Origin of the sequence: Streptococcus oralis (genome assembly GCF_901543815.1) — a bacterium.
In the GTDB taxonomy this organism is placed as follows: Bacteria; Bacillota; Bacilli; order Lactobacillales; family Streptococcaceae; genus Streptococcus; species Streptococcus oralis_CM.
Genome location: NZ_CABEIU010000002.1, coordinates 833,259 through 859,651, shown reverse-complemented (window position 1 = coordinate 859,651; position 26,393 = coordinate 833,259). Strand labels below are relative to the sequence as shown.

General features: G+C 39.9%; 27 protein-coding genes and 1 pseudogene. 8 read left to right on the top strand and 20 right to left on the bottom strand.

Annotated elements, in window-relative coordinates; all coding sequences use genetic code 11:
* Positions 1-3: 3 nt before the first annotated feature.
* From atpA to FQT28_RS04305, 8 genes are all read right to left on the bottom strand, one after another.
* Positions 4-1,509: a F0F1 ATP synthase subunit alpha gene (gene atpA, locus FQT28_RS04340; protein ID WP_143989528.1), complete on the bottom strand. Its 1,506-nt coding sequence runs from the start codon at positions 1,507-1,509 to the stop codon at positions 4-6.
* 14 nt (positions 1,510-1,523) lie between these two features.
* Complete coding sequence (locus tag FQT28_RS04335; RefSeq protein ID WP_143989527.1) at positions 1,524-2,060, bottom strand: F0F1 ATP synthase subunit delta; 537 nt, start codon at positions 2,058-2,060, stop codon at positions 1,524-1,526.
* Positions 2,060-2,554 (bottom strand): F0F1 ATP synthase subunit B, encoded by a 495-nt coding sequence (gene atpF / locus FQT28_RS04330; RefSeq protein WP_038806144.1) that lies wholly within the window; start codon positions 2,552-2,554, stop codon positions 2,060-2,062. Before atpF ends, FQT28_RS04335 begins: the two co-directional genes overlap by 1 nt.
* Positions 2,555-2,567: 13 nt before the next feature.
* Positions 2,568-3,281 (bottom strand): F0F1 ATP synthase subunit A, encoded by a 714-nt coding sequence (gene atpB / locus FQT28_RS04325; protein ID WP_038806145.1) that lies wholly within the window; start codon positions 3,279-3,281, stop codon positions 2,568-2,570.
* 34 nt (positions 3,282-3,315) lie between these two features.
* Complete coding sequence (locus FQT28_RS04320) at positions 3,316-3,516, bottom strand: F0F1 ATP synthase subunit C (RefSeq protein ID WP_001054555.1); 201 nt, start codon at positions 3,514-3,516, stop codon at positions 3,316-3,318.
* 231 nt (positions 3,517-3,747) lie between these two features.
* Entirely contained in the window at positions 3,748-4,059 is a 312-nt protein-coding gene (locus FQT28_RS04315) for a CHY zinc finger protein (protein WP_038806146.1), read from the bottom strand.
* A 14-nt stretch (positions 4,060-4,073) separates the two neighbouring features.
* A complete protein-coding gene (locus tag FQT28_RS04310) occupies positions 4,074-5,360 on the bottom strand; it encodes a peptidase U32 family protein (RefSeq protein ID WP_143989526.1) in 1,287 nt (428 codons plus the stop codon).
* A gap of 136 nt (positions 5,361-5,496) precedes the next feature.
* Entirely contained in the window at positions 5,497-6,195 is a 699-nt protein-coding gene (locus FQT28_RS04305) for a GntR family transcriptional regulator (protein WP_000936176.1), read from the bottom strand.
* 140 nt (positions 6,196-6,335) lie between these two features.
* On the opposite strand from FQT28_RS04305, the gene guaA reads away from it, so the two are divergent.
* Together guaA and FQT28_RS04295 are read left to right on the top strand one after the other, a co-directional pair.
* Positions 6,336-7,898 carry a glutamine-hydrolyzing GMP synthase gene (gene guaA, locus FQT28_RS04300; RefSeq protein WP_000065696.1) on the top strand — a complete coding sequence of 521 codons (1,563 nt, stop codon included), beginning with the start codon at positions 6,336-6,338 and terminating at the stop codon, positions 7,896-7,898.
* 234 nt (positions 7,899-8,132) lie between these two features.
* Positions 8,133-8,825: a hypothetical protein gene (locus tag FQT28_RS04295; RefSeq protein WP_143989525.1), complete on the top strand. Its 693-nt coding sequence runs from the start codon at positions 8,133-8,135 to the stop codon at positions 8,823-8,825.
* 78 nt (positions 8,826-8,903) lie between these two features.
* Here the strand turns inward: FQT28_RS04295 and FQT28_RS04290 are convergent, their stop codons facing one another.
* A complete protein-coding gene (locus FQT28_RS04290; RefSeq protein ID WP_143989524.1) occupies positions 8,904-9,440 on the bottom strand; it encodes a helix-turn-helix domain-containing protein in 537 nt (178 codons plus the stop codon).
* Between the two features lie 326 nt (positions 9,441-9,766).
* Between FQT28_RS04290 and FQT28_RS04285 the strand changes: the two genes are divergently transcribed.
* The 4 genes from FQT28_RS04285 to FQT28_RS04270 all read left to right on the top strand — a co-directional run bounded on the left by FQT28_RS04285 (position 9,767) and on the right by FQT28_RS04270 (position 14,338).
* On the top strand, positions 9,767-10,540 hold the full coding sequence (locus tag FQT28_RS04285; protein WP_125395040.1) for an ABC transporter ATP-binding protein: 774 nt from the start codon (positions 9,767-9,769) through the stop codon (positions 10,538-10,540).
* A complete protein-coding gene (locus tag FQT28_RS04280; protein WP_143989523.1) occupies positions 10,530-12,584 on the top strand; it encodes an FtsX-like permease family protein in 2,055 nt (684 codons plus the stop codon). Before FQT28_RS04285 ends, FQT28_RS04280 begins: the two co-directional genes overlap by 11 nt.
* Positions 12,585-12,666: 82 nt before the next feature.
* On the top strand, positions 12,667-13,350 hold the full coding sequence (locus FQT28_RS04275) for a response regulator transcription factor (RefSeq protein ID WP_143989522.1): 684 nt from the start codon (positions 12,667-12,669) through the stop codon (positions 13,348-13,350).
* Positions 13,340-14,338 carry a sensor histidine kinase gene (locus FQT28_RS04270; RefSeq protein WP_143989521.1) on the top strand — a complete coding sequence of 333 codons (999 nt, stop codon included), beginning with the start codon at positions 13,340-13,342 and terminating at the stop codon, positions 14,336-14,338. The genes FQT28_RS04275 and FQT28_RS04270 overlap by 11 nt, the downstream gene beginning before the upstream one ends.
* Positions 14,339-14,418: 80 nt before the next feature.
* Here FQT28_RS04270 and ffh read toward each other — a convergent pair whose 3' ends face one another.
* The 5 genes from ffh to FQT28_RS04245 all read right to left on the bottom strand — a co-directional run bounded on the left by ffh (position 14,419) and on the right by FQT28_RS04245 (position 19,248).
* A complete protein-coding gene (gene ffh / locus FQT28_RS04265) occupies positions 14,419-15,990 on the bottom strand; it encodes a signal recognition particle protein (protein WP_000863612.1) in 1,572 nt (523 codons plus the stop codon).
* 17 nt (positions 15,991-16,007) lie between these two features.
* On the bottom strand, positions 16,008-16,223 hold the full coding sequence (locus tag FQT28_RS10085) for a hypothetical protein (RefSeq protein ID WP_000535217.1): 216 nt from the start codon (positions 16,221-16,223) through the stop codon (positions 16,008-16,010).
* 2 nt (positions 16,224-16,225) lie between these two features.
* Positions 16,226-16,558 (bottom strand): putative DNA-binding protein, encoded by a 333-nt coding sequence (locus tag FQT28_RS04255; RefSeq protein ID WP_000402061.1) that lies wholly within the window; start codon positions 16,556-16,558, stop codon positions 16,226-16,228.
* A 145-nt stretch (positions 16,559-16,703) separates the two neighbouring features.
* Positions 16,704-17,900, bottom strand: a complete 1,197-nt coding sequence (gene tuf / locus FQT28_RS04250) for an elongation factor Tu (RefSeq protein WP_001040719.1) — start codon at positions 17,898-17,900, stop codon at positions 16,704-16,706.
* A gap of 232 nt (positions 17,901-18,132) precedes the next feature.
* On the bottom strand, positions 18,133-19,248 hold the full coding sequence (locus FQT28_RS04245) for an AI-2E family transporter (protein ID WP_143989520.1): 1,116 nt from the start codon (positions 19,246-19,248) through the stop codon (positions 18,133-18,135).
* A 104-nt stretch (positions 19,249-19,352) separates the two neighbouring features.
* Here FQT28_RS04245 and pbp3 point away from each other — a divergent pair, with 104 nt between their 5' ends.
* Positions 19,353-20,597: a D-alanyl-D-alanine carboxypeptidase PBP3 gene (gene pbp3 / locus FQT28_RS04240; protein ID WP_143989519.1), complete on the top strand. Its 1,245-nt coding sequence runs from the start codon at positions 19,353-19,355 to the stop codon at positions 20,595-20,597.
* Positions 20,598-20,623: 26 nt separating this feature from the next.
* On the opposite strand, the gene sdbB is transcribed toward pbp3, so the two are convergent.
* Both sdbB and ccdA2 read right to left on the bottom strand, forming a co-directional pair.
* Positions 20,624-21,169 carry a thiol-disulfide oxidoreductase-associated lipoprotein SdbB gene (gene sdbB, locus FQT28_RS04235; protein ID WP_143989518.1) on the bottom strand — a complete coding sequence of 182 codons (546 nt, stop codon included), beginning with the start codon at positions 21,167-21,169 and terminating at the stop codon, positions 20,624-20,626.
* Positions 21,170-21,181: 12 nt separating this feature from the next.
* Complete coding sequence (gene ccdA2, locus FQT28_RS04230) at positions 21,182-21,889, bottom strand: thiol-disulfide oxidoreductase-associated membrane protein CcdA2 (protein WP_143989517.1); 708 nt, start codon at positions 21,887-21,889, stop codon at positions 21,182-21,184.
* A gap of 219 nt (positions 21,890-22,108) precedes the next feature.
* On the opposite strand from ccdA2, the pseudogene FQT28_RS04225 reads away from it, so the two are divergent.
* A pseudogene (locus tag FQT28_RS04225) lies at positions 22,109-22,342 on the top strand (transposase); the annotation flags it as partial.
* 367 nt (positions 22,343-22,709) lie between these two features.
* On the opposite strand, the gene FQT28_RS04220 reads toward FQT28_RS04225, so the two are convergent.
* The 4 genes from FQT28_RS04220 to FQT28_RS04205 all read right to left on the bottom strand — a co-directional run bounded on the left by FQT28_RS04220 (position 22,710) and on the right by FQT28_RS04205 (position 26,391).
* Positions 22,710-23,237 carry an AAA family ATPase gene (locus FQT28_RS04220; protein ID WP_143989516.1) on the bottom strand — a complete coding sequence of 176 codons (528 nt, stop codon included), beginning with the start codon at positions 23,235-23,237 and terminating at the stop codon, positions 22,710-22,712.
* 55 nt (positions 23,238-23,292) lie between these two features.
* Positions 23,293-23,856, bottom strand: a complete 564-nt coding sequence (locus tag FQT28_RS04215; RefSeq protein WP_185768048.1) for a TIGR01440 family protein — start codon at positions 23,854-23,856, stop codon at positions 23,293-23,295.
* A gap of 109 nt (positions 23,857-23,965) precedes the next feature.
* Entirely contained in the window at positions 23,966-25,657 is a 1,692-nt protein-coding gene (locus FQT28_RS04210; protein WP_143989515.1) for a cache domain-containing sensor histidine kinase, read from the bottom strand.
* Complete coding sequence (locus tag FQT28_RS04205; protein ID WP_143989514.1) at positions 25,654-26,391, bottom strand: response regulator transcription factor; 738 nt, start codon at positions 26,389-26,391, stop codon at positions 25,654-25,656. The genes FQT28_RS04210 and FQT28_RS04205 overlap by 4 nt, the downstream gene beginning before the upstream one ends.
* Positions 26,392-26,393: the final 2 nt, after the last annotated feature.

Sequence of the window (26,393 nt, the reverse complement as noted above, 5' to 3'; positions counted from 1 at the left end):
TTCTTATTGGAAGCTGGATTGATTGAGAAACTCTGTAATCGCAGCATCCAAGACTGCTTCTTCTGGCAAGTCTTTTGTTTCACGAATGGTTTCCAAAATCTCTGGTTGTTGCGCATCAAAGAAAGTATGGAACTCTTCCTCAAAACGAACAATGTCATCTACAGGAATCGTATCCAAGAAACCATGTGTCAAAGCATAGAGAATGGTTACTTGTTTCTCAACAGGTAATGGTTTGTGCACAGGTTGTTTCAATACTTCTACCGTACGACGTCCACGGTTTAACTTAGCCTGAGTAGCCGCATCCAAATCAGAACCAAACTTAGTGAAGGCTTCCAACTCACGGTAAGAAGCAAGGTCGATACGAAGCGTACCAGCTACTTTCTTCATGGCTTTGATTTGAGCGGAACCACCTACACGAGATACAGATGAACCTGCATCGATAGCTGGACGAATACCCGCATTGAAGAGACCATCACCAAGGAAGATTTGTCCGTCAGTGATAGAAATCACGTTGGTTGCGATATAGGCAGAGATATCTCCTGCTTGTGTCTCGATAAACGGTAGGGCTGTAATAGATCCACCACCAAGTTCGTCAGAAACTTTAGCTGAGCGCTCAAGCAAACGGCTGTGGAGGTAGAAAACATCCCCTGGGAAGGCTTCACGACCTGGTGGACGACGAAGCAAGAGAGAAAGTTCACGATAAGCTACCGCTTGTTTTGAAAGATCATCATAAACGATCAAAACATGCTTACCTTGGTACATAAACTCTTCTGCCATAGCCACCCCAGCATAAGGAGCTAGGAAGAGCAATGGAGATGGTTGTGAAGCAGAGGCTGTCACAACGATTGTGTAGTCCAAGGCACCGTACTGACGTAGTGTTTCTACTTGTGTACGAACGGTTGATTCTTTTTGTCCAATTGCAACATAGATACAGATCATATCTTGCCCTTTTTGGTTCAAGATCGTATCAATTGCAATAGTTGTTTTCCCTGTCTGACGGTCACCGATAATCAACTCACGTTGACCACGACCAATCGGTACAAGGGCGTCAATAGCTTTCAAACCAGTTTGCAATGGTTCTGATACAGACTTACGTTGCATAACGCCAGGAGCTGGCGCTTCTACTGGACGAGTTTTGTCAGTATGGATTTCTCCAAGACCATCAACTGGACGACCAAGTGGGTCGACAACACGTCCGATCAAGCTGTCACCCACAGGGACTTCCATGATTTTACCTGTACGGCGAATGGTATCACCTTCACGAATATCTGTAAAATCTCCAAGGATGATAATCCCAACGTCTGTAGACTCCAAGTTTTGCGCCATCCCATAAGAGCCGTTTTCAAAAATCAACAGCTCTCCACTCATGGCATTTTCAAGACCGTGAGCACGGGCAATTCCGTCCCCGATATAGGTTACAACACCTGTTTCAGACACATCAAAATTGGGTTTGAAATTTTCAATTTGTTGCTTAATTAAAGCGCTGATTTCTTGTGCGTTAATTGCCAAAAGAACACCACTTTCTATTTCAAATTTTCTTTAACAACTCGAAGTTGTTGTTTTATACTCACATCAATTGTCTTGTGATTAGCAAAAATGACAAAACCACCAATGAGCCCTTCATCAATTTGTTCTTTGACGCTCCGTACTTTCAGAGACATTTTTTTCTCTATCAAGGGGAGCAAACGTTCCTTCTGTTCAATCGTTAAAGGATGAGCTGAAGAAATCGTAACGACAAAATGATTGGTTTCTCTTTCAAGACGATTCAAACAATCAACAATGATATCATAAAAAAGATTTGCTCTGTGATTGTAAATCAGAACTTGAATAAAGTTTTGCATTAAAGGTGAGACAGGGTCTTGAAAGAATCCAACTGTTTTTTCCTTATCAGACTCATCAACTGCCACCTGAGCTAAAAAAGAAGGTAAGCCCGTTTCTTCTGCGACTTGCTTGATTTGATCCAAGTCTGAAAAAATCCGGTCCTCTTCTCCTTTCTCAATCACTAATTGGACAAAAGGCATGCTGTACTTTTCAATGACCTTTGCTGTTTTCTTGTCCATTAGGCTTCTCCTAGCTGATCGATATACTGATCAATGAGTTCCTTATGAGCATGACTATCAAGGTTTTTTGAGATGATTTTACCAGCGAGACTAATCGTCAAATCTGCCACCTCGCCCTTAACACTTTGCAAAGCCTCAGCTTTATTCTGAGCAATTTCTTGATTCGCCTTCTCTTTTAAGCGACCTGCTTCAACTTTAGCATCTGCCAGAATATTTGCTTTACTCTTCTCTGCAGTCTCTTTAGCATTTTCAATGATTGTTTTGGCTTCGTTGCGACTACCAGCTAATTCATCTTCACGTTTTTGGGCAAGAGTTTCTGCTTTTTGACGAGCCTGTTCAGCTCCATCAATATCAGCAGCAATTTTATTTGCCCTTTCTTCGAAGACACTTGTCAAGTTTGACCACGCATATTTCTTAACTAAGACAATCAAAAGGATAAAAGAGCCAGCGATTAAAATAAAGTTACCAATTAATTCACCTACTGTTACTTGCATCTGTTACTCCTTTCTACTCTTCATCATTAATTTTATTTCCTAGATACATAGAAGACAAGACTGTGAATACATAAGCCTGAACACAGGAAATAAACACAGAAAACGCCGTCCAGACTAGATTGGTAACAAATGCGACTGGATACCAATAAAGAGCCTGATGAGAAAGTGTGATGAGCAGACTAGCCATCACTTCTCCGGCAAAGATATTTCCGAATACCCGCAAAGCAAGTGATAGGAAATTCGTGACTTCTTCAAGGAGATTCATCGGTGTCATAAAACCTGGGGTAACAAAGCCTTTCAGATACTTTTTAACACCACGGCGACGAATTCCTTCTATATGGGTCATCAGGATAATTCCAAATGACAAGGCCAAGTCAAATTGAAGATTGGCAGTTGGCGATGTCCAAAGGTTTGTCCCATCTGTAGTTTGAAGTTTGGCCATCAAACCAAGATTGTTTGCGATCACCATAAAAAGAAATAAACACAAGTAAAAGAGTGAGTAATCTTTCATGTACCGTGAGCCTACATTAGGTTCTGTAAATCCGACTACGAAGTCATAGAGATACTCCAGTACATTTTGCTTTCCTTTGGGTTTCACAGTCATATTCCGACTTGCCCAATAGATAAAGCCAAAAATAACGACTACTGACAGCAAGGTCAAGGCTGTCAAGGTCAAATCAAAGGTAACAGGACCAATATTGATGGTTGGATTGATACTTTCTTCCATCTAAAATCCTCCCTTTTCCATTTTATACTTCTCTTTATTTGATGATAAATGAAAATACGAGAGTTACAAAGAATGTTCCTTCAATAAAGGCAATCCCCATGATCATTAAGCTACGTAATTGTGGAATGATGTCTGGTTGGCGAGCTGCTGACTTGAACAAACCGTTCATCAACATACCTTCTGCAAGGGATACACCCATACAGGCAAGACAAAGACCGAAAAATGTTAAATTCATGATGAATTCTCCTTTTATTTAAAATTTACTTACTTAGTTTAGTCCTAAAATTTTGATTTGTCAACTTTTTACTCACGTTGAAAGCGTTTCAGATAATTTATTTCTATTTTTGCCATTTTTATCCTATTATACAGAAAAATTTCTCATTTTAGAGCGAGTGTTTTTTCACTTTCACTCTGTTTTCTGAAACAAATTGAAAAAATCCAAGTTTGAAACTTGGATGCATTTATTTTATTTAAAATAATAGGAATAGTGTTGTTTACAACCTGGATTAAATGGAGCACTACAGTAAGGACAAGCTATCTGTTTTTGATATTCTTGAAATGTCATTGTCCTCTTACAAGCCCCACATAAAATCGGTTGACCCTCGGTAAGCGCCAAGGGATAGGGCGAAAATACATGCGTTTCTATAGCATTATGACACTGATAGCAAGCATAGTATTTTTTACATTCATAGCACTGAAGGGAAACGATGTCCTTTTCACCATGATAGTGAACACATCTGCTTTCATTATCTACCAAAAATCCTTGTGCTTGAATCATTCACTTTTCCTTGTCTAGGCACGAACTGTAACGCTTGTTCCGTCTTCTTTATAGAGATTGATAAGACCTTCCTTGAGAGCGCGAACCATATCCCCTGCTTGAACAGGTTGAGGAACCTTGATGGTCAAGAGTTCCATTGGATTTGGAGCGCGGTCGATTTTATTGCCCTTGGCATCATGAAGATCTTCGATATAAGTCTCAAAATGACGGAAACCTGGGCCGTAGAACTCAACTTGGTCACCTTCGTTAATAACGTTTCGTTGACGAATAGTTGCCGTTTGAGTCGCATCATCATACGCTACCACTTCAGCGACAAACTTGTATTCAGGAATTTTACGACGTGCGCCAAATAACTGTTCATTTTCAGACGGCGTACCGTAGTAGAAACCTGTTGCCAATTCACGTTGGGCAACCTTCCACATCTCATCTACCAAGTCCTGTTTGATGGCTTCAAATTTCTCAGGACTTTCAAGATAAGCATCTACAGCCGCCTTGTAACAGTTGGTCACAGTTGAAACATAGTGAATGGACTTCATACGGCCTTCAATCTTCAGACTGTCTACACCGTTTTCGATCATATCTGGAATATGGTCAATCATGGACATGTCAACGGCTGACATTGAAAATTCTTCTGGAATTTCACCTTTAAGGCTCTTGCGTTCTTGACCAAAGGGCATGTCGTAAAGATCGTATTTCCAACGACAAGACTGTGAACAACCACCACGGTTGGCATCACGCATACTCATGTGGTTTGATAGCGTACAGCGACCTGAGTAAGAAATACACATGGCTCCATGGACAAAGGCCTCAATTTCTACATCAGTGCGTTTGCGAATCTCTGCCAATTCTTCCATTGAAACTTCACGTGCCAAAACCACACGAGTTAGACCAAGTTCTTTCCAGAACTCAAGAGTTTCATAGTTAGTCGCACTGGCTTGAGTGGAAAGGTGGATTTCGAGACCTGGTGCTTCAGTTGCTGCAATCATGATCAAGGTCGGATCTGACACGATAACTGCGGCAATCCCGATGTCACGCAACTTACGGAACCATTCTCCAGCACCAGCTTCGTTTCCTTCGTGCATAACCATGTTGGCAGCTACATAGACCTTGGCACCGTACTTTGCAGCAAACTGGACTCCTTCTTCCATCTGTTCAAAGGTAAAGTTTCCAGCACGGCTACGAAGACCATAGGCCTGTCCACCGATGAAGACTGCGTCCGCACCATATTGAACAGCTACTTTCAGCTTCTCTAAAGTTCCTGCAGGTGATAAAACCTCAGGACGTTTTAATGTTTTTGTCATTTTTTCTCCTATTTGCAATATAAAAGTTTGACGTTTTTCCTTCTCATTTTATAGTAAATAATAGATAAAATCAAGCCTAGACAGATTGTTTTGACAATTCTAATCTTTTCTAAAACAAAAAACTAGCCTTTCTAGACTAGTTATTTTCAAGATAAAATTCAAAGCGTTCGCCCACGTATTGACTCTTTACATACTCGAAAGCCGTCCCATCTTCAAGATAAGAGACCTGAGTCAAGGCTAAAATGGCATGCCCTTTTTCAACTTCCAGATAGTGAGCTATCTTTTCCTTAGCCAATCTCGCATAAATAGTCTGTTGGGATTTGCCAATTCGGTAACCATGTTCTTGTAAGGTTTGAAAGAAATGGCTGGTTACTTCTTCTTTCTTAAAACTTTTAATAAATTTCTCAGGTATAGATGCTACTTCATAGACTAACGGAACTTGATCAGCATAACGTACCCGTTCCATACGGATGATATTTTCAGTTGGTGAAATGCCTAGCTTCGCCACTTCCTGCTCGTTGGGAATGGTTCTTCTATAAGAAATGAGTTGACTGGAAGGAACTTTCCCCTGAGATTTGACAATCTCCGTAAAACTGGTCGTCCCCCGCATTTTTTCTTGGACCCGAGTACTAGAAACAAAGGTTCCACTTCCTACACGACGCTCCAAAACTCCTTCCTCAACCAAGAGAGAGATAGCTTGTCGCAAGGTCATCCGACTAACCTGAAACTGTTCCGCTAAATCTCGCTCACTTGGAAGTCTCTCTCCGATTTTCCAATGATGCTCATCTATATCCTTCTTGATCTGATCGTGGATTTTCATATAAGCTGGTAACATGATTCTCACTTCTTTTCTTTATTTTCTCCATTGTACCGTATTTGCTAAGAAAAAGTCAAACTTTGCCTTGTTTAGTTGGTAATTCACCCCTATTTGTGATAAAATATTGAAAAAGATATTTCTTTTGAGAAAGGAAAAAGATGAGCAACATTTCAACTGATTTGCAAGATGTCGAAAAAATCATCGTGCTGGACTATGGTAGCCAATACAACCAGCTGATTTCACGCCGTATCCGTGAGATTGGTGTTTTTTCAGAGCTAAAAAGTCACAAAATCTCAGCCGCAGAGGTTCGTGCGATAAACCCTGTAGGAATTATCCTCTCTGGTGGACCAAACTCTGTATATGAAGATGGTTCATTTGATATTGACCCAGAAATTTTTGAACTTGGTATTCCAATTTTGGGAATCTGCTACGGTATGCAACTTTTAACTCATAAACTTGGAGGAAAAGTTGTCCCTGCGGGTGATGCTGGTAACCGTGAGTATGGCCAATCACCACTTACCCATACCACTTCTGCCCTCTTTGAAGGGACTCCTGAAGAACAGATTGTTTTGATGAGCCATGGCGATGCTGTTACAGAGATTCCAGCTGATTTCGTTCGTACTGGAACTTCTGCTGACTGTCCTTATGCAGCTATTGAAAACCCTGATAAGCACATCTATGGTATCCAATTCCACCCAGAAGTTCGCCATTCTGTATACGGGAATGATATCCTTCGCAACTTTGCCCTTAAAATCTGTAAAGCTAAAGGTGACTGGTCAATGGACAACTTTATCGATATGCAGATCAAGAAAATCCGTGAAACTGTAGGTGACAAGCGCGTTCTTCTCGGCCTATCAGGTGGTGTTGACTCTTCTGTTGTTGGAGTTCTTCTTCAAAAAGCAATCGGTGATCAATTAATCTGTATCTTTGTAGACCACGGTCTTCTTCGTAAGGGAGAGGCTGACCAAGTTATGGACATGCTTGGTGGTAAGTTTGGTTTGAATATTGTCAAAGCTGATGCTTCAAAACGCTTCCTTGATAAACTTGCCGGCGTTTCTGACCCTGAACAAAAACGTAAAATCATCGGTAACGAGTTTGTTTATGTCTTTGATGACGAAGCAAGCAAGCTCAAAGATGTAAAATTCCTTGCTCAGGGAACGCTTTACACTGACGTGATTGAGTCTGGTACAGATACTGCTCAAACCATCAAATCACACCACAATGTTGGTGGTCTTCCAGAAGACATGCAGTTTGAACTCATCGAACCACTCAACACTCTTTACAAGGACGAAGTTCGTGCCCTTGGTACAGAGCTTGGTATGCCAGACCACATCGTATGGCGCCAACCATTCCCAGGACCAGGGCTTGCTATCCGTGTCATGGGCGAAATCACTGAGGAAAAACTTGAAACTGTTCGTGAGTCGGATGCCATCCTTCGTGAAGAAATTGCTAAAGCAGGTCTTGACCGTGATATCTGGCAATACTTCACTGTTAACACTGGCGTTCGTTCAGTAGGTGTTATGGGTGACGGTCGTACATATGACTACACCATTGCCATTCGCGCTATCACTTCTATCGATGGTATGACAGCTGATTTTGCCAAGATCCCTTGGGAAGTCCTTCAAAAAATCTCTGTACGTATCGTAAACGAAGTAGACCACGTTAACCGTATCGTCTACGATATTACAAGTAAACCACCAGCAACCGTTGAGTGGGAGTAACAGAAGCAAATATGTTACTGTTACGAAACGCTTGAAAACACAGGGGATTGAGCAATTTTGATGTAGTAAAATTCTCTAAATGATACTGTTTTGATACTGAAAACAAGAAAAAGCAGGTCTGAAAGGGAGTTGTTGAATTTAGGTTAATAGTTTAGAAAGCCTTCCATCATTTTGGTGGGAGGCTTTTGTGGAAGTAGTGAGTGACACAAACTAAATTTTGGGAGGTAAATATAAATGGATATTGTGAAAAATAATCTTACCAATCTCATACCAATTGTTAATCCAGCATTAAAAATTGAGAATGGTATTAAATTAGCTATTATGTATAGGATTCTTCCTACCACAGAAATCGACTCTTCAGAATTAGTAAAAGAAGCATATAAAAAATTATATGGTGAAAATATTCCGGAATCGGCAGATACAATATTTAATGCTTTCATTCCTTTTTTGGATTTTTGTAGAGCAAAATTAATTTTATTAAATCATAATGTTAGTAATCTTGAACAAGAAAAATTACTAAGACTTGTATATCTTCATTTAGATGAAATTTTTAACGGGTATAGTGATTTGGAATCATTATTTAATAGATATTTTGATTTAATGTATTCATTCTCAAATATGATGCCTGTACCAAAATACTTTAATGGAAGCTATAATAAGAATGGTAAGGGAACATGGGAACTAAATAAGGATTATCCTTCAATTTATTATAAAAATCTTGAGGATGAAGAATCTTCAATAGACAATGTAAAAGAGATGAAAAAATGGTTGGATGAAAATATGAAAAAATATAGAATCGAACAAATGTATATGCTTGAACCTCCATATCCTATCGGTGAATACTATGGGTATAATGATAATAAATTAGATAATTTAATTAGTTTTATTAAGAATGCAATCAGGTTAATTGAAGATAGATTTAATTAAGTTAATTGAATAGTCATATTATAAAAAGCACATAACTTTAAGATTGTAAAATCTTTCAGCTATGTGCTTTTTCTGTGCTTATTTTAAATCCGGTGGAAGTTTGGCATTTATTCCGCTTTTATATAATTTTACATTGCTTTCCTCAAAGGGAACATAATCTTTTTTCAGACTGTCAGGGGAGTTTGCCTTCCAATCCTGCAAGCCTTCTTTTGTGATTTCGTTGTTTTCATACTTCTGTTTTATTTTCTTCCAATCTTCAAGCATAATTCGTATTCTCAAAATAGCTTCACTGCCGAAATATATACCTGTAATAGTATATCCGAGATCTTCGTCATTCATAATAACCTGTCTTATATTAACCTCAATACTGTCATCCAACTTAAATAAAAATCGCATAAGGTCATGCTCCGTGTACGGAAAGGCAGGTTCTTTCAGATAATCTTTATTTACATGGAGTGCAGCGGAAATATTTTCTAAGACATCATCTTTAGGAGTGCGAATATCAAGCTCATATTGTCTGATTCTAACATCATCTAAATGCGTTCTGTCTCCTAATGCTTTTTGAGTGATTCTCCGTAGTTCACGGAATTTCTTCATCAATTTACCCAAACTCAATTTTATCCCCTCCTTAGGAACAAATATGCTATGGTAATTATTGAGTTTGAATAGTTTTCCTTTTGGTAATATGTAAAACCACTGAATCTCACTGCTTCAGTGGTTTTTCTTTCAATTTTGAAATTCAATGGTTTCAAGGTAGTAGGAAGTCCCACAGCCTCCTACTCCTCTTTTTAAATCCCTAAAACCATGCTATAATATAGTAAGTATAAGTCCAATAACCTGACTATAAAAGTCAGCGATAAAGATTTCTTACATCATCCGTAAGTGTTATTCTACTCTGATTCATACTATAATAAAAGTAACAAAAGATGGAGGTGTTTCACATGGAAACAATTTTACGAGTAGAATCATTAACAAAGCATTATGGAAAAGAGCCGAATATCACCAAAGCCTTGAACGGCATATCTTTTCAAGTTGTCAAAGGCGAGTTCTTAGGGATTATGGGGAGTAGTGGATCTGGGAAAACAACCCTTCTTAACTGTCTCGCTACTATCATCAAGCCAACTGACGGTTCCATTCAAATGCAAGAAAAGGATTTAGGTCAGTTAAAAGGTAGTCAGTTAGCTGATTATCGTGGTAAGGAAATCGGCTACCTCTTTCAGAATTTTGAGCTTTTGGACAATCTGACAGCCAAAGAAAATATTTTACTCCCCTTATCTTTGCACAAGGTCGATGCCAACGAAAGCAAGGTTCGGTTAGAATTGCTTTCCCAATATCTGGATATTTCTGAACTTCTGGATAAGTTCCCATCTCAATTATCGGGTGGTCAACGTCAAAGGGTAGCTGCTGCGCGTGCTTTGATTTTAGACCCTAAGATTGTATTTGCGGATGAGCCCACAGGAGCTTTGGATTCAAAAAACGCAACCATTTTGATGCAAAAATTATCCGAAATGAATCAAGTGGAAGAAACCACCATTCTCATGGTGACCCACGACTCCGTTGCAGCCAGCTTTTGCAACCGCATCTTGTTTATCCAAGACGGAAAACTCTTCCATGAAATCCGACGCGATTATCCAAGAGAAAGTCAAGAAGATTTTTACCACAGAATACTAAAGGTCATGGCAGCGCTAGCTGGAGGTGATGGCAATGTTTTCTAAATTAGTCTCAAGAAATAGCAAGAGAAATCGAAAGAATAATGGCTTGTATTTCAGTTCCATGGTTCTTTCCATCATCTCCTTTTACATCATCCTTTCTTTGTCTCATCAAGATGTGATGCTCTTTCTAAAACAAATAGAGAGTCATGCTGTAGATAAACTCTTTAGCATGATTCCTATTCTTTATGTAGCAACGCTCTTTATTCTCTTTTTTCTAGTCTACTTCGCAAGTAGTATGCAGATGGAAAGGAGGAAACATGAATTTGGTGTCTATCTCACACTGGGAATGCGAAGAAGCAAACTGTTCTTGCTACTTCTGCTCGAGGATTTGAGAAACAGTATCCTTGCCCTTGGAATAGGCCTTCCTATTTCCATCTTAATTTCAGAATTGATTAGCCTAATAACCGCTAAAATTGTGGGACTAGGGATTATTGAACATCAATTTTCTCTATCTACCACAGCTCTACTCTATACAGTCATCGGCTTCCTAGCCGTAAAATTAGCTGTTTTTGTCCTTTTAAGTGCAAAGACGGCCAATATGGAAATCGGAAACCTGCTATCCTATTCGCCTTCTGGGATGAAGAAACTACTCCCCAAGGGTGTGTACCTTCTTGCTTCCGTCCTCGGAATCTTACTTCTAGGAACAGCCTATTACTTGGGTATGAGTGGACGAGCTTGGGAGAGTGTCATATCCATGGGCATCACCGTTCTCTTGGGGACTCTAGGAACTATCCTCCTCTTCTTTGGTATGCGTTTGTTTATAGACTTTTTGGTCAAGCTTGGAAACAATCGAAAACTTCATGCCTATAATTTTAGACAGATTCAGGAATTAGTTATCCAGCGCTCAACTATACTGGCTATATGCTCCCTCTTAATCTTCTCTGCCTTGTGCCTCTTTGGAGCAGGTGTGGCCATTTCAAGTGGCAATTCAGGCAATCAACCCCACGTATTGGATTATACATTTAGAGATAGCAAGCAGGAAACAGATGAAAATCTTGATGTAAATACAGTAAAAAAAGAGCTTGAAGCTGCCGGACTAGTATCACAGTTTTCAAAGATTCTGCAAATCAAAGTAGGCAAACCTAAAGAACACAAGTCCGTGTCCTTCGAAGAGGTCATCAAGGAGTTGAAAAAGCAAAAAGGCAGCAAGAACAAGGAAATTTTGCTCCAAAAATTTAAACAGTCTACTACTTCCCACCTCATACCAGTTTCCGAATACAATGAACTTAGAAAGGCTGCCAATCTCCCTCCTCTAGAATTAACTAGCAAGGAAGCCTACTTGTATATGGGGAAAGATTTTCTCCCAGATGAGAATCTCGTCAACTCTGTTCTGAAAGCAACCCCTCAAATCAAAGTCATGGGAAATGATGTAAAATTGATTGGCGAAGTACAGTCTTTACCAATTGTAACGGATCGTGAAATAACCCTCTCTGTCGCTCTCATAGTCCCAGATGAAACCTTTATGAACTATACAGATGGTCAGTATTCGAACTATGTCAGCGGTATCTTGGCTCCTGAGCTGGTCAAGGAAAAAGGCCTGATGAGAGCTATCTCAGATACCAATGAAAAGCTAAATCAAACCTCTCTTGGCTATGAAAGCTATATACAAAATATGGGAAGACAATTATTTTACATTATCTCTGCCAGCTATATCACCATCTATCTGGCTATCATCTTCCTTGTCGTGGCAAATACAATCATCGGCGTTCAATTTTTGATGGGGCAGAGACAATCTTACAGACGATACCAAACCTTAATCCATCTCGGAGCCAACTATGAAACTCTTTGTAAATCGTCAGAAAAGCAAGTTAACTGGTATTTCGGTCTGCCAATAGCCCTTGCCCTTATCAGTAGTAGCTTCGGTGTGAGCTCCCTCCTCACAGGAATAGTACCAGCTAGTGCAAGAATGGTCATGGGGCAGAAATTTATCACAGCCATGCTGATAGTACTGCTCTTAGCTGGATTTGAAGTCATCTATATCAGAATTGTAAAGAAGAATAGCAACAAGTACTTATTGTCCTTAATGGAACCCAAAAGAGATGAATAAGGTAGAATAAGGTAGAATAAGGTAGAATAAGGTAGAATAAGGTAGAATAAGGTAGAATAAAATAGGAAAAGGAGGAACCGATATGAAGCATATTCTGGTTATTGAAGATGAAGCCTTGATTCGAGATGAAATTGTCATCTTGTTAGAGAAAGCGGGGTATCAAGTTGATAAGTTGACAGACTTCAAAGATACAAGCCAGCAAGTGCTGCAATACGATACGGATCTAATCATACTGGATTTGAATTTGCCGGGAGAAACAGGTTTTCAAATTTGTAAAAATCTCAAGTCCAAACGCTCTGTGCCCATATTGGTTCTCACCTCCCGTGAACAACTAAAAGATGAGATTTACGCCCTAAAATTAGGGGCTGACGAGTACTTAACAAAACCTTTCAAGAAAGAAAGATTCTTGGCTCGTATAGAAAATATCTTGAAACGCTATGAAGGCAGACAAAATTTGCTTGAAAAAGATAATTTCCTGCTGGATAGACAGACCTATACCCTTTATATCAACGGACATTCGATTTTACTCCCTCAAAATCAAGGGAAATTGTTAGAAACCTTATTAGTGGCAACTGATTCTGTCGTCACAAAAGAAGAACTAAGCATGAAACTGTGGAATACAACTGAGTTTATCGATGAAAATGCCCTACAAGTAAACATTGCAAGGCTAAAAAAGGTGATGAAACAGGCTGGTATTGCCCTTCAAGTCAAGTCCGTTAGAGGTATTGGTTACAAGCTAGAAGAGGTAAGTCCAGATGAAACATAATCTAAAATATCTAGCTACTTACCTACCTTGGTTACTTGTTCTCTTAGCATTTGATCTATTTACAGCTGTCCTGCTTTGGCTCTCAGATGTGAGAATGTTTCAATCCCTCTTCCTTCTCTATATTTTAGCCACCGTCCTGCTCTTTTTCATCCTATCATTCCTACTGATAAGAAAAGAAAGAAAAAAATCCGCTGCCTATAAATCCTTTATAGCCAATCCTAAGATCGATACTGAGCTTGAATTATTGCATTTATCAAGTGCCTCAGAGAAAGAAAGCATTGAACAAATGGCAGATACACTTTATCAAAAGCAGGCTGAAATAGGAAAGCTCAACTCATTACTAGCCGAATACGAGGACTATGTTGAAAAATGGGCGCATGAGATTAAACTCCCTCTATCGCTTCTTTCCCTCCTTTTGGATAATCAAAGTGACCAGCTGCCGAAGGATACAGCTTTTAAGTTGGACTATGTGAAAAATCAAATCCAAGAAAATGTATCGCAGATCCTATTCTACTACAGGGTAAAAAGTGAGAAAAATGATTTTCTATTTGAAGACCTTGACCTAAAAGAATGTATCCAAGATCTTTTGGAAAACTTTGATCCCTTGCTCAAAGAAAAGAATTTTACGATTCAGCTAGAAAATATACAAGGAACCTGCTACACTGATCAACGCAGTTTTGAATTTATCCTCTCTCAAATCCTCGCCAACGCCCTTAAATATAGCTCTGACAAGCCCGAACTCAGTATTTCTATGTCAAAGGATAAGGGGCGCACAAGTCTGATTATTAGGGATAATGGCTGCGGAGTTAAAGCTTGCGACCTCCCTCATATCTTTGAAAAAGGATTTACAGGTGATTCAGGTGAGACAAGGAAAAAATCGACAGGCATGGGTCTCTATCTGGTCAAACAATTAGCAGATGCTTTAAAAATCGAAATCACAGTAGAATCCGAATGGATGCAAGGGTTTGAAATCTCTCTTTCTATTTAGTAATTTTTGATTAAGAAAATTACCTAATCATAGAAAGTACATATTTTATATAAAAAAGGAAAGCACTTCTGCTTCCCTTTTTATTTGCGTTTTTTCTTAGCTTTTTTCATTTTATTCGCCATGCGTTTCATAGACTGTTTCATGGCAAATTCACCGATTTTACCTTTGAGACCTCCACCGAACATCTGGCTCATATCTGGCATTCCTGCTCCTCCAAGAGCTGACAAGTCAGGCATACCACCTTGCCCCATCATGCCTTCAAGGGCAGACATATCCATTCCTCCCATATTTGGCATATTTTTTGGAAGGTTATTTGGATTGATGCCCATCTGCTTCATCATCTTGTTCATATCCCCAGACATGACACCTTGCATGAGCTGTTTGGCCTGGTTAAAGTCTTTGATGAATTTATTGACTTCGACAAAGGTATTTCCAGAACCTGCAGCGATACGACGACGACGACTTGGATTCAACAGATCAGGATTTTCACGTTCTTCAGGTGTCATGGAAGACACGATAGCACGTTTACGAGCAATCTGGCGCTCATCCACCTTCATATTTTGAAGGGCTGGATTGTTGGCCATACCTGGAATCATCTTGAGCAAATCTTCCATTGGCCCCATGTTTTGCACCTGATCCAATTGATCGATGAAATCATTGAAATCAAAGGTGTTTTCACGCATCTTCTCAGCCATTTCAAGGGCTTTTTGTTCATCGTATTCCTGAGAAGCTTTCTCAATCAAAGTGAGCATATCCCCCATACCAAGGATACGGCTAGACATACGGTCTGGGTGGAAGGTTTCAATATCCGTGATCTTTTCACCCGTACCAGTGAACTTGATAGGTTTACCAGTGATATGGCGAACGGACAAAGCAGCACCGCCACGTGTATCCCCATCAATCTTGGTAAGGATAACCCCAGTCACTTCTAACTGAGCATTAAACTCACGGGCAACATTGGCCGCTTCTTGACCAATCATGGCATCAACTACGAGCAGAATTTCGTTTGGTTGAGCCAATGCTTTCACGTCACGAAGCTCATTCATGAGGAGCTCATCAATTTGCAAACGACCTGCCGTATCAATCAAGACATAGTCGTTGTGATTGGCCTGCGCTTGCTCCAAACCTTGGCGAACAATCTCAACAGCTGGCACTTCTGTTCCAAGTGCAAAGACAGGAACATCAATTTGTTGTCCAAGTGTTTTCAACTGATCGATGGCTGCTGGACGATAGATATCCGCCGCAATCATCAAAGGACGAGCATTTTCTTCCTTCTTGAGTTTGTTGGCTAGCTTACCAGCAAAGGTTGTTTTACCAGCCCCTTGCAAACCGACCATCATGATAATGGTTGGAATCTTAGGTGACTTGATAATTTCTGCCGTATCAGAACCTAAAACAGCTGTCAGTTCCTCATCAACAATTTTGATAATCTGTTGTGCTGGATTAAGGGTATCAATGACCTCGTGTCCGACTGCGCGTTCACGAACCTTCTTGATAAAGTCCTTTACAACTGGCAAAGCAACGTCGGCTTCAAGCAAGGCCAGACGAATCTCTTTAGTCGCTTCTTGGACATCCGCCTCAGAGATTTTTCCTTTTTTACGTAGATTTTTAAAAACGTTCTGTAAACGTTCTGTTAAACTTTCAAATGCCATTTTTTTCTCCTATTTACTCAATTCAGTGGAAATCGTCCGAAATGTTGCAAACACTCAAGTTCTTCGGGTGTGATTTCTTTCATGATTTCATTTGGATATCCCCAACAGCTAAAACCTATTTTCATAGCTTTGGAGATATCATTGGGCGAGATAATCTGTAGTCGAGTAGGAAATGGTTCCTCTGCGGCTAATAGTTTGCAAGGTAATCCTTGATAAATAACTAGACTGCCCATGATTACTCCCGATTGTCAATACTTGTTAAAATTTCTATCTGCTCCTGCAGAAAATCATCCTTGGGATACTGCTCCAAGATCTGGTCAAAAATCTGACTGCGGACAATGTAGTCTGAGTACATGTGTAATTTCATCTCATAGTCTTCCAAAATCTTTTCTGTCCGCTTGATATTGTCGTAAACAGCTTGACGACTAACACCGAACTCTTCAGCAATCTCAGCAAGACTGTAATCATCTGCATAGTAGAGTTCAATATAATTCATCTGCTTATCTGTCAAAAGCGCAGCATAAAATTCAAAAAGCGCATTCATGCGATTGGTTTTTTCAATTTCCATAACTTTTATTATACCAAAAAATCTATCATATCGCTATACTAGAAAGCCTTCTAAAATAATTCCATCACAAAAAAAAAGAACCTTGCAAAGCAAGATTCTTTTAGTGTCTGACTTAAATAATTGTTCTTCTGGGAACTAAATCGAATTAAGCTTCGATTTCTGTAACCATACCTGAACCAACAGTACGTCCACCCTCACGGATAGAGAATGTAGTACCTTGTTCTACGGCGATTGGGTGGATCAACTCAACGTCGATAGTCACGTTATCACCAGGCATTACCATTTCAGTACCTGCTGGAAGTTCGATTGAACCTGTAACGTCAGTAGTACGGAAGTAGAATTGTGGACGGTAGTTGTTGAAGAATGGAGTGTGACGTCCACCTTCTTCTTTAGTAAGGATGTAGACTTCACCTTTAAATTTAGTGTGTGGGTTGATTGAACCTGGTTTAGCGATAACTTGTCCACGTTCGATTTCGTCACGTTGAACACCACGAAGAAGGACACCTACGTTATCTCCGGCAAGACCTTCGTCAAGTTGTTTACGGAACATTTCAACACCAGTAACAACTGCTTTTTGAGTTTCTTCTTTGATACCAACGATTTCGATTTCGTCGTTAACACGAACAGTACCACGGTCGATACGTCCTGAAGCAACTGTACCACGTCCAGTGATTGAGAATACGTCTTCGACTGGAAGAAGCAATGGTTTGTCTGTGTCACGTTCTGGTTCTGGGATGTACTCATCAACAGTGTTCATCAATTCCATGATGATGTCTTCGTACTTAGAGTCACCTTCAAGAGCTTTAAGAGCTGAACCTTGGATAACTGGAAGATCGTCACCTGGGAAGTCGTATTCTGACAAGAGGTCACGGATTTCCATTTCAACCAATTCAAGCAATTCTTCGTCGTCTACCAAGTCAATTTTGTTCATGAAGACGATAAGGTGTTTAACACCAACCTGACGTGAAAGAAGGATGTGCTCACGAGTTTGTGGCATTGGTCCATCAGTTGAAGCTACTACAAGGATAGCTCCGTCCATTTGAGCGGCACCAGTGATCATGTTTTTAACGTAGTCCGCGTGTCCTGGAGCGTCGATGTGAGCGTAGTGACGTTTTTCAGTTTCGTACTCAACGTGCGCAGTGTTGATAGTGATACCGCGTTCGCGTTCTTCTGGAGCAGCATCGATAGACGCATAGTCTTTAGGTTGGTTAACTGCTGAAGGCAAGCGACGTGCCAAAACAGTTGTGATAGCTGCAGTTAGGGTAGTTTTACCGTGGTCAACGTGTCCGATAGTACCAATGTTAACGTGTGGTTTACTACGATCGTATTTTTCTTTTGCCATTTGAGTAAAAGCCTCCAATAAAATATATTTTATAGATAGACAGTAGGCAATACAGTCTAACTTTCCTTACTATTTTATCAAATTTCAGCTAAATTGCAAGTGTTTTACACACATTTTGTGAATTATTCTAAATCTCATAATTTCCCATTCTTTTCCAACAGAATCATTTAAAACACTTTTGACCAGTCTAACCTCAAGTCTTTTTATCAAAAAAATCAGGTCTCCCTGATTTTTAGATTGATTCTGATTTTTCCAGTTCTTTTTCTTTGGCTTCTTTATGATTTTCATATAATTTCGCCAAGAACTTCGTAATTTCTTTTAGGATAGAATATGTTGGTACTGCTACAATCATTCCGATAACACCATAAATATTGCTAGAAAGTAAGAGAAGAACCAGAATGGTGATTGGATGAACTTTCATGACTCCTCCAACGATACGAGGATAAAGGATATTCCCATCAATTTGTTGAATAATCAGCATATAAATTACTGCAATGAGAACTCTGTGCGGATCAGTAAAGACATTGGCAATAATCATAGGAATCAGACCGATACTTGGTCCAACATAGGGAATCAGATTTGCCAAACCAGAAAAAATGGCAAAGACTAGAGCATATTTCAACCCAATCGTACTGTATCCAATATAGGCTAAACATCCGATAATGACAGCATCAATCGCAATTCCACTGATATAACGTGCGACAGTGGCGTTCAAATTCTTCAAGAGACTGGAGAAGTTTAATTTATCATGTTTTAGGACTGTTCGTTCCAACATCGGGAGGAACTTATGACCATCAAGCAAGAAATAAATCAAAAAGACTGGTGTCATAATGAGAATCAAAACAGTACTAAACAAGGCTGAAAGAACGCTGCCTAAACTATTGCTCACACTGTTGAGAATATTTTGTAAAATATCAACGTAAGATAAATTCAACTGTTGAATGGTTTTTTGAATATCAATATTTTGAAAGATTGGATTCATTGATAAATCATATATCAAATCTTGCAAGCGGCTATAGATATTCTGGCTAGAAATAATCAAACTTGTCAACTGATTGATCAAAATCGGTAGCAGGTAGACTACCCCTACTACTATTGTACCAATCAAGGCACAAAGAGTGATGAGCACACCTATCAAACGATTGATTTTACATTTCTTTTCTAAAAATGTTACGATGGGATTTGTCAGGTAATAGAAAAATCCTCCGAGCAAAAATGGAATCATAATGGTATTAGCTACCATCACAAAAGGTGTGACAATCGCTCCCATCTCTCTCCAAAGGTAGAAAATAAGAGTTAATAGTAAAATTTCAGCTGTCCAAAAAAATAACTTGTTTCTACGGAACATAGGCGCCTCCTTCTTTCTATTTTACCATAATTCTTCAAAAAGATAAGATGGCTTTACTATAAAAACGAGAATATTTTTTCGCTTTGTGATAGAATAAAACTACTATGAAGAAATTAATTTTATCCTTACTAACTCTTATCATTTTTGGTACAGCCACTCCTACTGTATCTGCGCAAGATTTTGATGTTGCTGCCAAGCATGCCATTGCTGTCGAAGCTACAACTGGAAAAATCCTCTACGAGAAAGATGCAAATCAACCTGTAGAAATTGCCTCTATCACCAAGATTCTCACTGTCTACCTAGTCTATGAAGCATTGGAACAAGGGACCATTAGCCTATCTACCCCAGTTGATATCTCTGACTATCCATACCAACTCACAACCAATTCTGAGGCTAGTAATGTTCCTATGGAAGCGCGCAAGTATACAGTGGAACAATTATTGGAAGCAACTCTAGTATCAAGTGCCAATAGTGCAGCCATTGCTCTTGCTGAAAAAATTGCTGGTTCAGAGAAAGACTTCGTTGACAAGATGAGGGCGAAACTTCTTGAATGGGGAATCCAAGATGCAACTATTGTGAATACTACTGGACTTAATAACGAAACACTTGGAAATAATATCTATCCTGGTTCTAAAAAGGATGAGGAGAACAAGCTAAGTGCTTACGATGTTGCAATCATCGCTCGAAACCTCATCAGAGATTACCCTCAAGTTTTAGAAATCACCAAGAAATCTTCATCAACATTTGCTGGTATGGAAATTCACTCTACTAACTATATGTTGGAAGGAATGCCAGCATATCGAGGTGGAGTTGATGGGCTCAAAACTGGTACAACAGACAAGGCGGGAGCTTCTTTCGTTGGAACAACTACCGAAAAAGGTATGCGAATCATTACAGTTGTCTTAAACGCTGACCAGCAAAACAGTAATCCTTACGCTCGCTTTACTGCTACTTCTTCTCTTTTGGACTATATAACATCTAATTATGCTCTCAAAACGATTGTCCAGAAGGGAGAAGCCTACAAAGATAGCAAAGTTTCTGTACTTGATGGGAAGGAAGATACCGTAACTGCTGTTGCTAAATCTGATATCACTGTCATACAACGATTGGGAAGTCGAGCATCATCAAGCCTGCAGTTCACTCCAAAAACCAAGGCCGAGACAGCGCCACTAGAAGCTGAAACTGTTGTTGGTCATCTAACCTATGATGACCAAGATTTGGTCGGTCAAGGTTATCTCACTTCTGAAAAACCTTCTTTTGAAATGGTGGCTGAAAAGAAAGTTGAAAAAGCCTTCTTCTTAAAAGTTTGGTGGAATCAATTCATCCGCTTTATCAATGAAAAACTATAAAAAAATCGCGATTTCTCGCGATTTTTTTATTTCATCTCTTTAAAAGCTGCTTCTGCATCAGCATTGCTAATAGCACCAAATTGGATTTTTCCGATTTTTCCTTGGCTGTCAATTAAGTATTCTGTTGGAATACTACGAATTTGGTAGGCTTGGAAGGTAGTTGCCTTGGTATCATACAAGACTGGTATATCCTTGTAACCTTGTTCTTGGTACCATTTTGGAAACTCTTCAACTGTTTTTTCACCTTGTAGACCTGGTGCAATAACACTCAAGATTTCAAAGTCTCGATCTTGTTTGGCAGCTAATTCCATCAACTCAGGCATGCTCTTTCGACAAGGTCCACACCAAGAAGCCCAGAATTTTAAATAGACTTTTTTACCTTTGTAGTCCGATAGCTTCACTTCTTTGCCATCCATAGACTGCAAGGTGAAGTCTGGCGCATCCTTTCCTACTGCGATTTGCTGTACAGCAGGCTGTTTAGGGCTTTCCGTTTGTTTGGTTTCTTTTTCGCCACAGGCAATCAACAAAAATAGAGACATGAGGCTCAATCCAGCAAAAATAACTTTTTTCATCTTTTTCTCCTTTTATCCAAGAATTCCTGACAAGGCATTTAACTGCCCTAGCATTAATAATAATCCCATCAAAACAATCAAAGCTCCCCCGATTTTCTTTAGTAGAATCATATGGGGTTTTAATTTGCTAAAATAGGGCATGATCCATCCCGAAGCCAAGGCTAAAACAAGAAAAGGAAGAGCCATTCCCAATGTATACACTAAGGTTAGTAAGGCTCCTTGCCAAGCACCATTCCCTCCTGAAGCTGCAAGAGCCAAGACCGAACTCAAAACTGGTCCGATACAAGGGGTCCAACCAAAACTAAAGGTTATCCCAAGCAAAAAGGCTGACAGATAGTGATTAGACTTTGATTGTTTGAAGGTGACTGTCTTTTGAACTTCCAGTTTATTGAAATGCAAGATTTCCATCTGGTGAAGGCCTAAAAGAATAATGACTATGCCCATAGCATAACGAAACCAGTCTGCATAGAGCATGTGCCCTAGGAATCCAGCTCCAAATCCTAAAATAAAGAAAATGAGGGAGATTCCTGCAATAAAGCACAAGGTTCGAATTAAGCCCGACCATGCAACGTCTCTTCCAAAAAAGCGAAAGCTTTTCGAATTTCCCTGATCATCCAGTAAAATACCAGCATAGACAGGTAGCAAAGGAAAGATGCAGGGTGAAAAGAAGGACAGGATACCTGCTAAAAAAACGGATACTAGAAATATAATCGACTCCAACGAATTACCTACTTTCTCAAAATTCTAATCCTATTTTACTACAAAAGAATAAATTTGTGACAACTTTGCTACGCTTGTCTATTTTATCTAAATTTGAAACAAAAAAGGAGCTAAGCTCCTTTCAGATTGAAGACAAAGTCCTTAGACTACAAATTTCTAAGGGCTTTTCTTTGTGTAAAGTCGTATAATAGAGGTAAGAAAAGTTGTCAGGTGTTCCCTATGTTTCACAAAGAAAATCTCGAATATAACCGCAATCAAGTTGGTTTTTACGCGCTAGTTGAACTCGTTCCGCAAGCCCATTTTCCTCGTCAGGTTGAGCAGATGATCGATTTTTCCTCCATCTATGACTTAGTCGCAGATACTTATTCTGAAGATAAAGGTCGTCCTAGTTTAGACCCTGTTATGCTGGTTAAAATCCCTCTCATCCAATGTTTCTACGGTATCCGTTCCATGCTCTTGGTAGATTTCCACCTATGCCAGCAAGTCCGCCACTTCTGATAAATCTCTCGTTTTTAACTCTTTGATTGGCTGGGTAAAGGTGTATCTCTCACCCAAAGCCCTAAAATCAATCACTGTTTTTCTATGCATATCTTAAGTATAGCACAAAAAGGCAGACCTAGAACAGCTAAATCCAGCTTTGTTTACTGATTTCTATAACGAAAAATCTTCTCTAAGTTGCTTTTTTCTACTTTTGGCAATTTTCCATCAGATAGCATCCCTTCTTCTTGTAAAAGATGGTCTTGTTTGGAGTACTTTGCACAAGAATTCAACAAAAAAACAGAGAGAGTCTTGGTTTCTATACCCTTACTCTCCCTGTCTTTTACTGTTCAGAAATTAAAAATTGATTTGAAGTTTTAATGATATTTACCGTTTCCTTGACATCTAAATCATCCGTGAATAGAAAATGATGTTTCTCACTATTTTTAGCTAGAAACTCATTTCTTGCTTGGATTGATAAATCGCCTGTTCTCTCAATTTCTTTTCGAGAAGAATCCCTCTCTTTCAAGGTTTCTTCTTGAGCCATTAGAACACAATATTTTAGCTTAATTCGTTTTTCTTTTAAGAAGGCTGCAATTTTCTTCAGTTGCTCTTCAAATATGACATACTCTATCACGACAGTAATGCCACGATCCAAGAAATTATTGGTCAGACTGATGATATTATCCCAGAATAAATCCATGAAAAATCCATCATCCTCCCAAGGAGCTACGAGACCTCCTTTAATCATTAAGTAAATCATGTCGCCCTCTATAACTGCACTTTTGTCAAAAGAATAGGCCAACTCTTTGCTGACGGTGCTCTTTCCAACGCCTGGGGGACCTGAAATAATATAAACACAATTTTCCAACCTTATACCTCTACATACTTGAAATATCTCTAACTTACGATAACTTTCAGCCCACTTATGACTTTCTTATGAAGTCTTCAGGATACTGCGCACGCGCACCTCCAATGAGTTTGGGACGACTAGCTAGAGCCGTTACATGGGCATGGCCAATCTCACGCAAAACTGGTCGAATCGGAACCTGTACATGCTTGACATGCATACCAATTGCGGTATCTCCGATATCCAATCCCGCATGAGCCTTGATAAATTCAACCTCAACTGGATTCTGCATAAACTTGAAGGCTGCCAACTGACCCGAACCTCCTGCATGAAGTGTAGGAAGGACACTGACGATTTCAAGACCAAACTGCTCTGCCACCTGAAGTTCAACGACGAGGGCTCGATTGACATGTTCACAACCTTGAACAGCTAGATGAATCCCTTTTTTCTCTAGGATATCTAGAATGGTCTTCACAATGATTTCCCCAATTTCTTGGCTGGATTCCTTGCCAATCTGACCACCTAAAACTTCGCTAGAAGATAGACCTAGGACAAAGAGGCTTCCTTCACACAATCCAGCCTTCTCCAAAACATCTTCAACAATCTGGCTTGTTGCTCTTTGAATGTCTTTTCCCTTCATACTTGATACCTCTTTTGTCACTATCTATCATATCTTTTTTTACTGATTTTATCAAGGCCAACTAATCATTCTGATTTTAAAAAGCAAAACTCCCAGAATATACTGGGAGTTAGCTAATTGCTATTTTATTGATGTATATTTCAACCGTCGTCCCTTTTTCGGGTGCAGAATTGATCTTCATCTGGTAATTTTCTCCAAAATGAAGTTTGAGTCGTTGGTTGACATTTTGAAGGCCAACTCCCCCACGTTTGAGCTGACTTTGACTACTATCGCCAGCAGCTTGGAAACCAACACCATCATCCTCAATGCGGATGACAAGCCCTGTATCCTGTTTCTGAACAGAGACTTTAATATAGCCCTGACCTTCCTTCTCCTTAATGCCATGGTAAAGAGCATTTTCTACAAGGGGTTGTAACACCAACTTGGGTAAGACTAGGTTATCAAAAGCAGGATCTTCAGCAATCTCATACTCCAGCTTATCACCATAGCGTTGTTTCTGGATAAAGAGGTACTGGCGGACATGATTGATTTCATCAGAAAGAGAAATCAAATCCTTTCCTTGATTGAGCGCCAAGCGGAAATAGGTTGCTAAGGACTTGGTCACCTGAACCACTCGCTGACTATCCTGAAACTCAGCCATCCAGATGATAGTGTCCAAGGTGTTATAGAGGAAATGGGGGTTAATCTGGCTCGACAGTGCTTGAAGTTCATACTGCCGGGTCGCTTCTTCCTGCCTGCGAATAGCTACCATCAGCTGATTAATCTGATCCAACATGGCATTAAACTGGCGAGTCACTTCTCTCAGTTCATAGGCGCCAGCCTCCTTGGCACGAAGATTTTGAGTCCCAGAAGCAATTTCCAGCATGGTTTCTCTCAGATCCTTCAAAGGAGCAATCCAGCGTTTGAGACTGAACCACACCAAGCAGAGACAGGCAAGAAGAGATAAGGCACTAGCACCAAGCAAGGTCCACATGAGTTGACTCCGAACCTGGTCTAATTTCTCCAACGAAGACACGCCTATAACCGTCCAATCTGTTCCTGCAATCTGTTCCTGACTAACGTAGGATTGGTGATCCAGCGTATAGCCCTGCCCCGTCTCAATATAGGGTTTCATGACCTCCATTTCGCTAGACGAACTGTAAACTGTGTGTTTAGGATGGTAAACAAATTCATGGTTTTCATTGATGATAAAGGCAAAGCCCTGCTGCCCCAACTGGAGTTGGTTAAGATAGGCTTCCAGAGTTTCGTAAGAAATATCTAATCGAAGCACACCAAGATTGGCTCCCTTTGCATCAACAAGTTCTTGAGTGACAGAAATAACCCACTGACTATCTGATTTACGAGCTGGAGTTAAAACTGGCTTAGCTCCCTGATGAATAGCCTTTTGGTACCAATCCTCAGCCATCATATCAGATGAAGTTTTCATTTGTACACTGTCATCTGTAGAAATAACCTGACCGGATTTGGTTACCAGTACCACCGTTTTCAAGTCCTGGTCTGCCTTTAAGATAGTCAAAAACAAATCTCGGATTCCCTTGGCTTGGTCTTGGTTAGGATTCTCAGCATAGGCTAGGACATCCTTCTGCTGGGTCAAACTGGTAGAGGTAGTTTCTATTTTTTTGATATAAGACTGAATAAAGTGGCTAGTCTGACTGATAGTTGTTTGACTATTGCCCTCAATAGTGGCCTCAATGGCTGAAGAACTAGATTGATAGTAGAAAGTCCCAACCACAGCTAGGAGAATGAGAAAGACCAGAAAGATGGAAATAACCATTCTGACTAAAAGAGAAGAACGCTTCATCGGCCTTCCCCTTTCTTAAACTGACGAGGTGTCACACCTGCAATCTGTTTAAAACGTTGGGTAAAGTAGTTCATATCTTCAAAACCAACCTTTTCGGCTATCTCGTAAATCTTTAAATCTGTGGTCAAAAGCAAGAGCTTGGCTTGCTTGACACGTTCTCTCACTAGATAATCCTGAAAAGGCAACCCCAACTCTTTCTTAATCAAGGAGCTCAGATAAGTCGGACTAAAGCCCAAGTCACTGGCCAAAGACTTTAAACTAAACTGACTGTCAGCCAGATGAGACTGAATCTTCTGAGCAATATTTCCCTCAAACTTATCGGTCAATAAATCTTGTAACTGCTCTTCCTTTTCTTCCTTGTCTAGTTTTTGCTTGATTTTCCCCAACATTTCCTCAATATCCTGACGAGAAAAGGGCTTGAGCAAGTAGTCATCCACACCGAGTTTGACAGCGGACAAGGCATAATCAAAATCATCGTAGCCTGTCAAAAAAACTAGATGCACCTGAGGAAAGGTTTCTCGGACCAGACTGGCCAATTGGATGCCATTCAGCTGAGGCATGTTGATATCGGTTAAAATGATATCTGGCACCTGCTTTTGAATCAAGTCCCAAGCCTGCCTTCCATTTTCGGCCTGACCGATGATTTCCATATCGTAGGCTGCTACATTGACCAGCTTGGTCAAGCCTTGTCTTACTAGATATTCATCCTCTACGATTAAGATTGTGTAGGTCATGC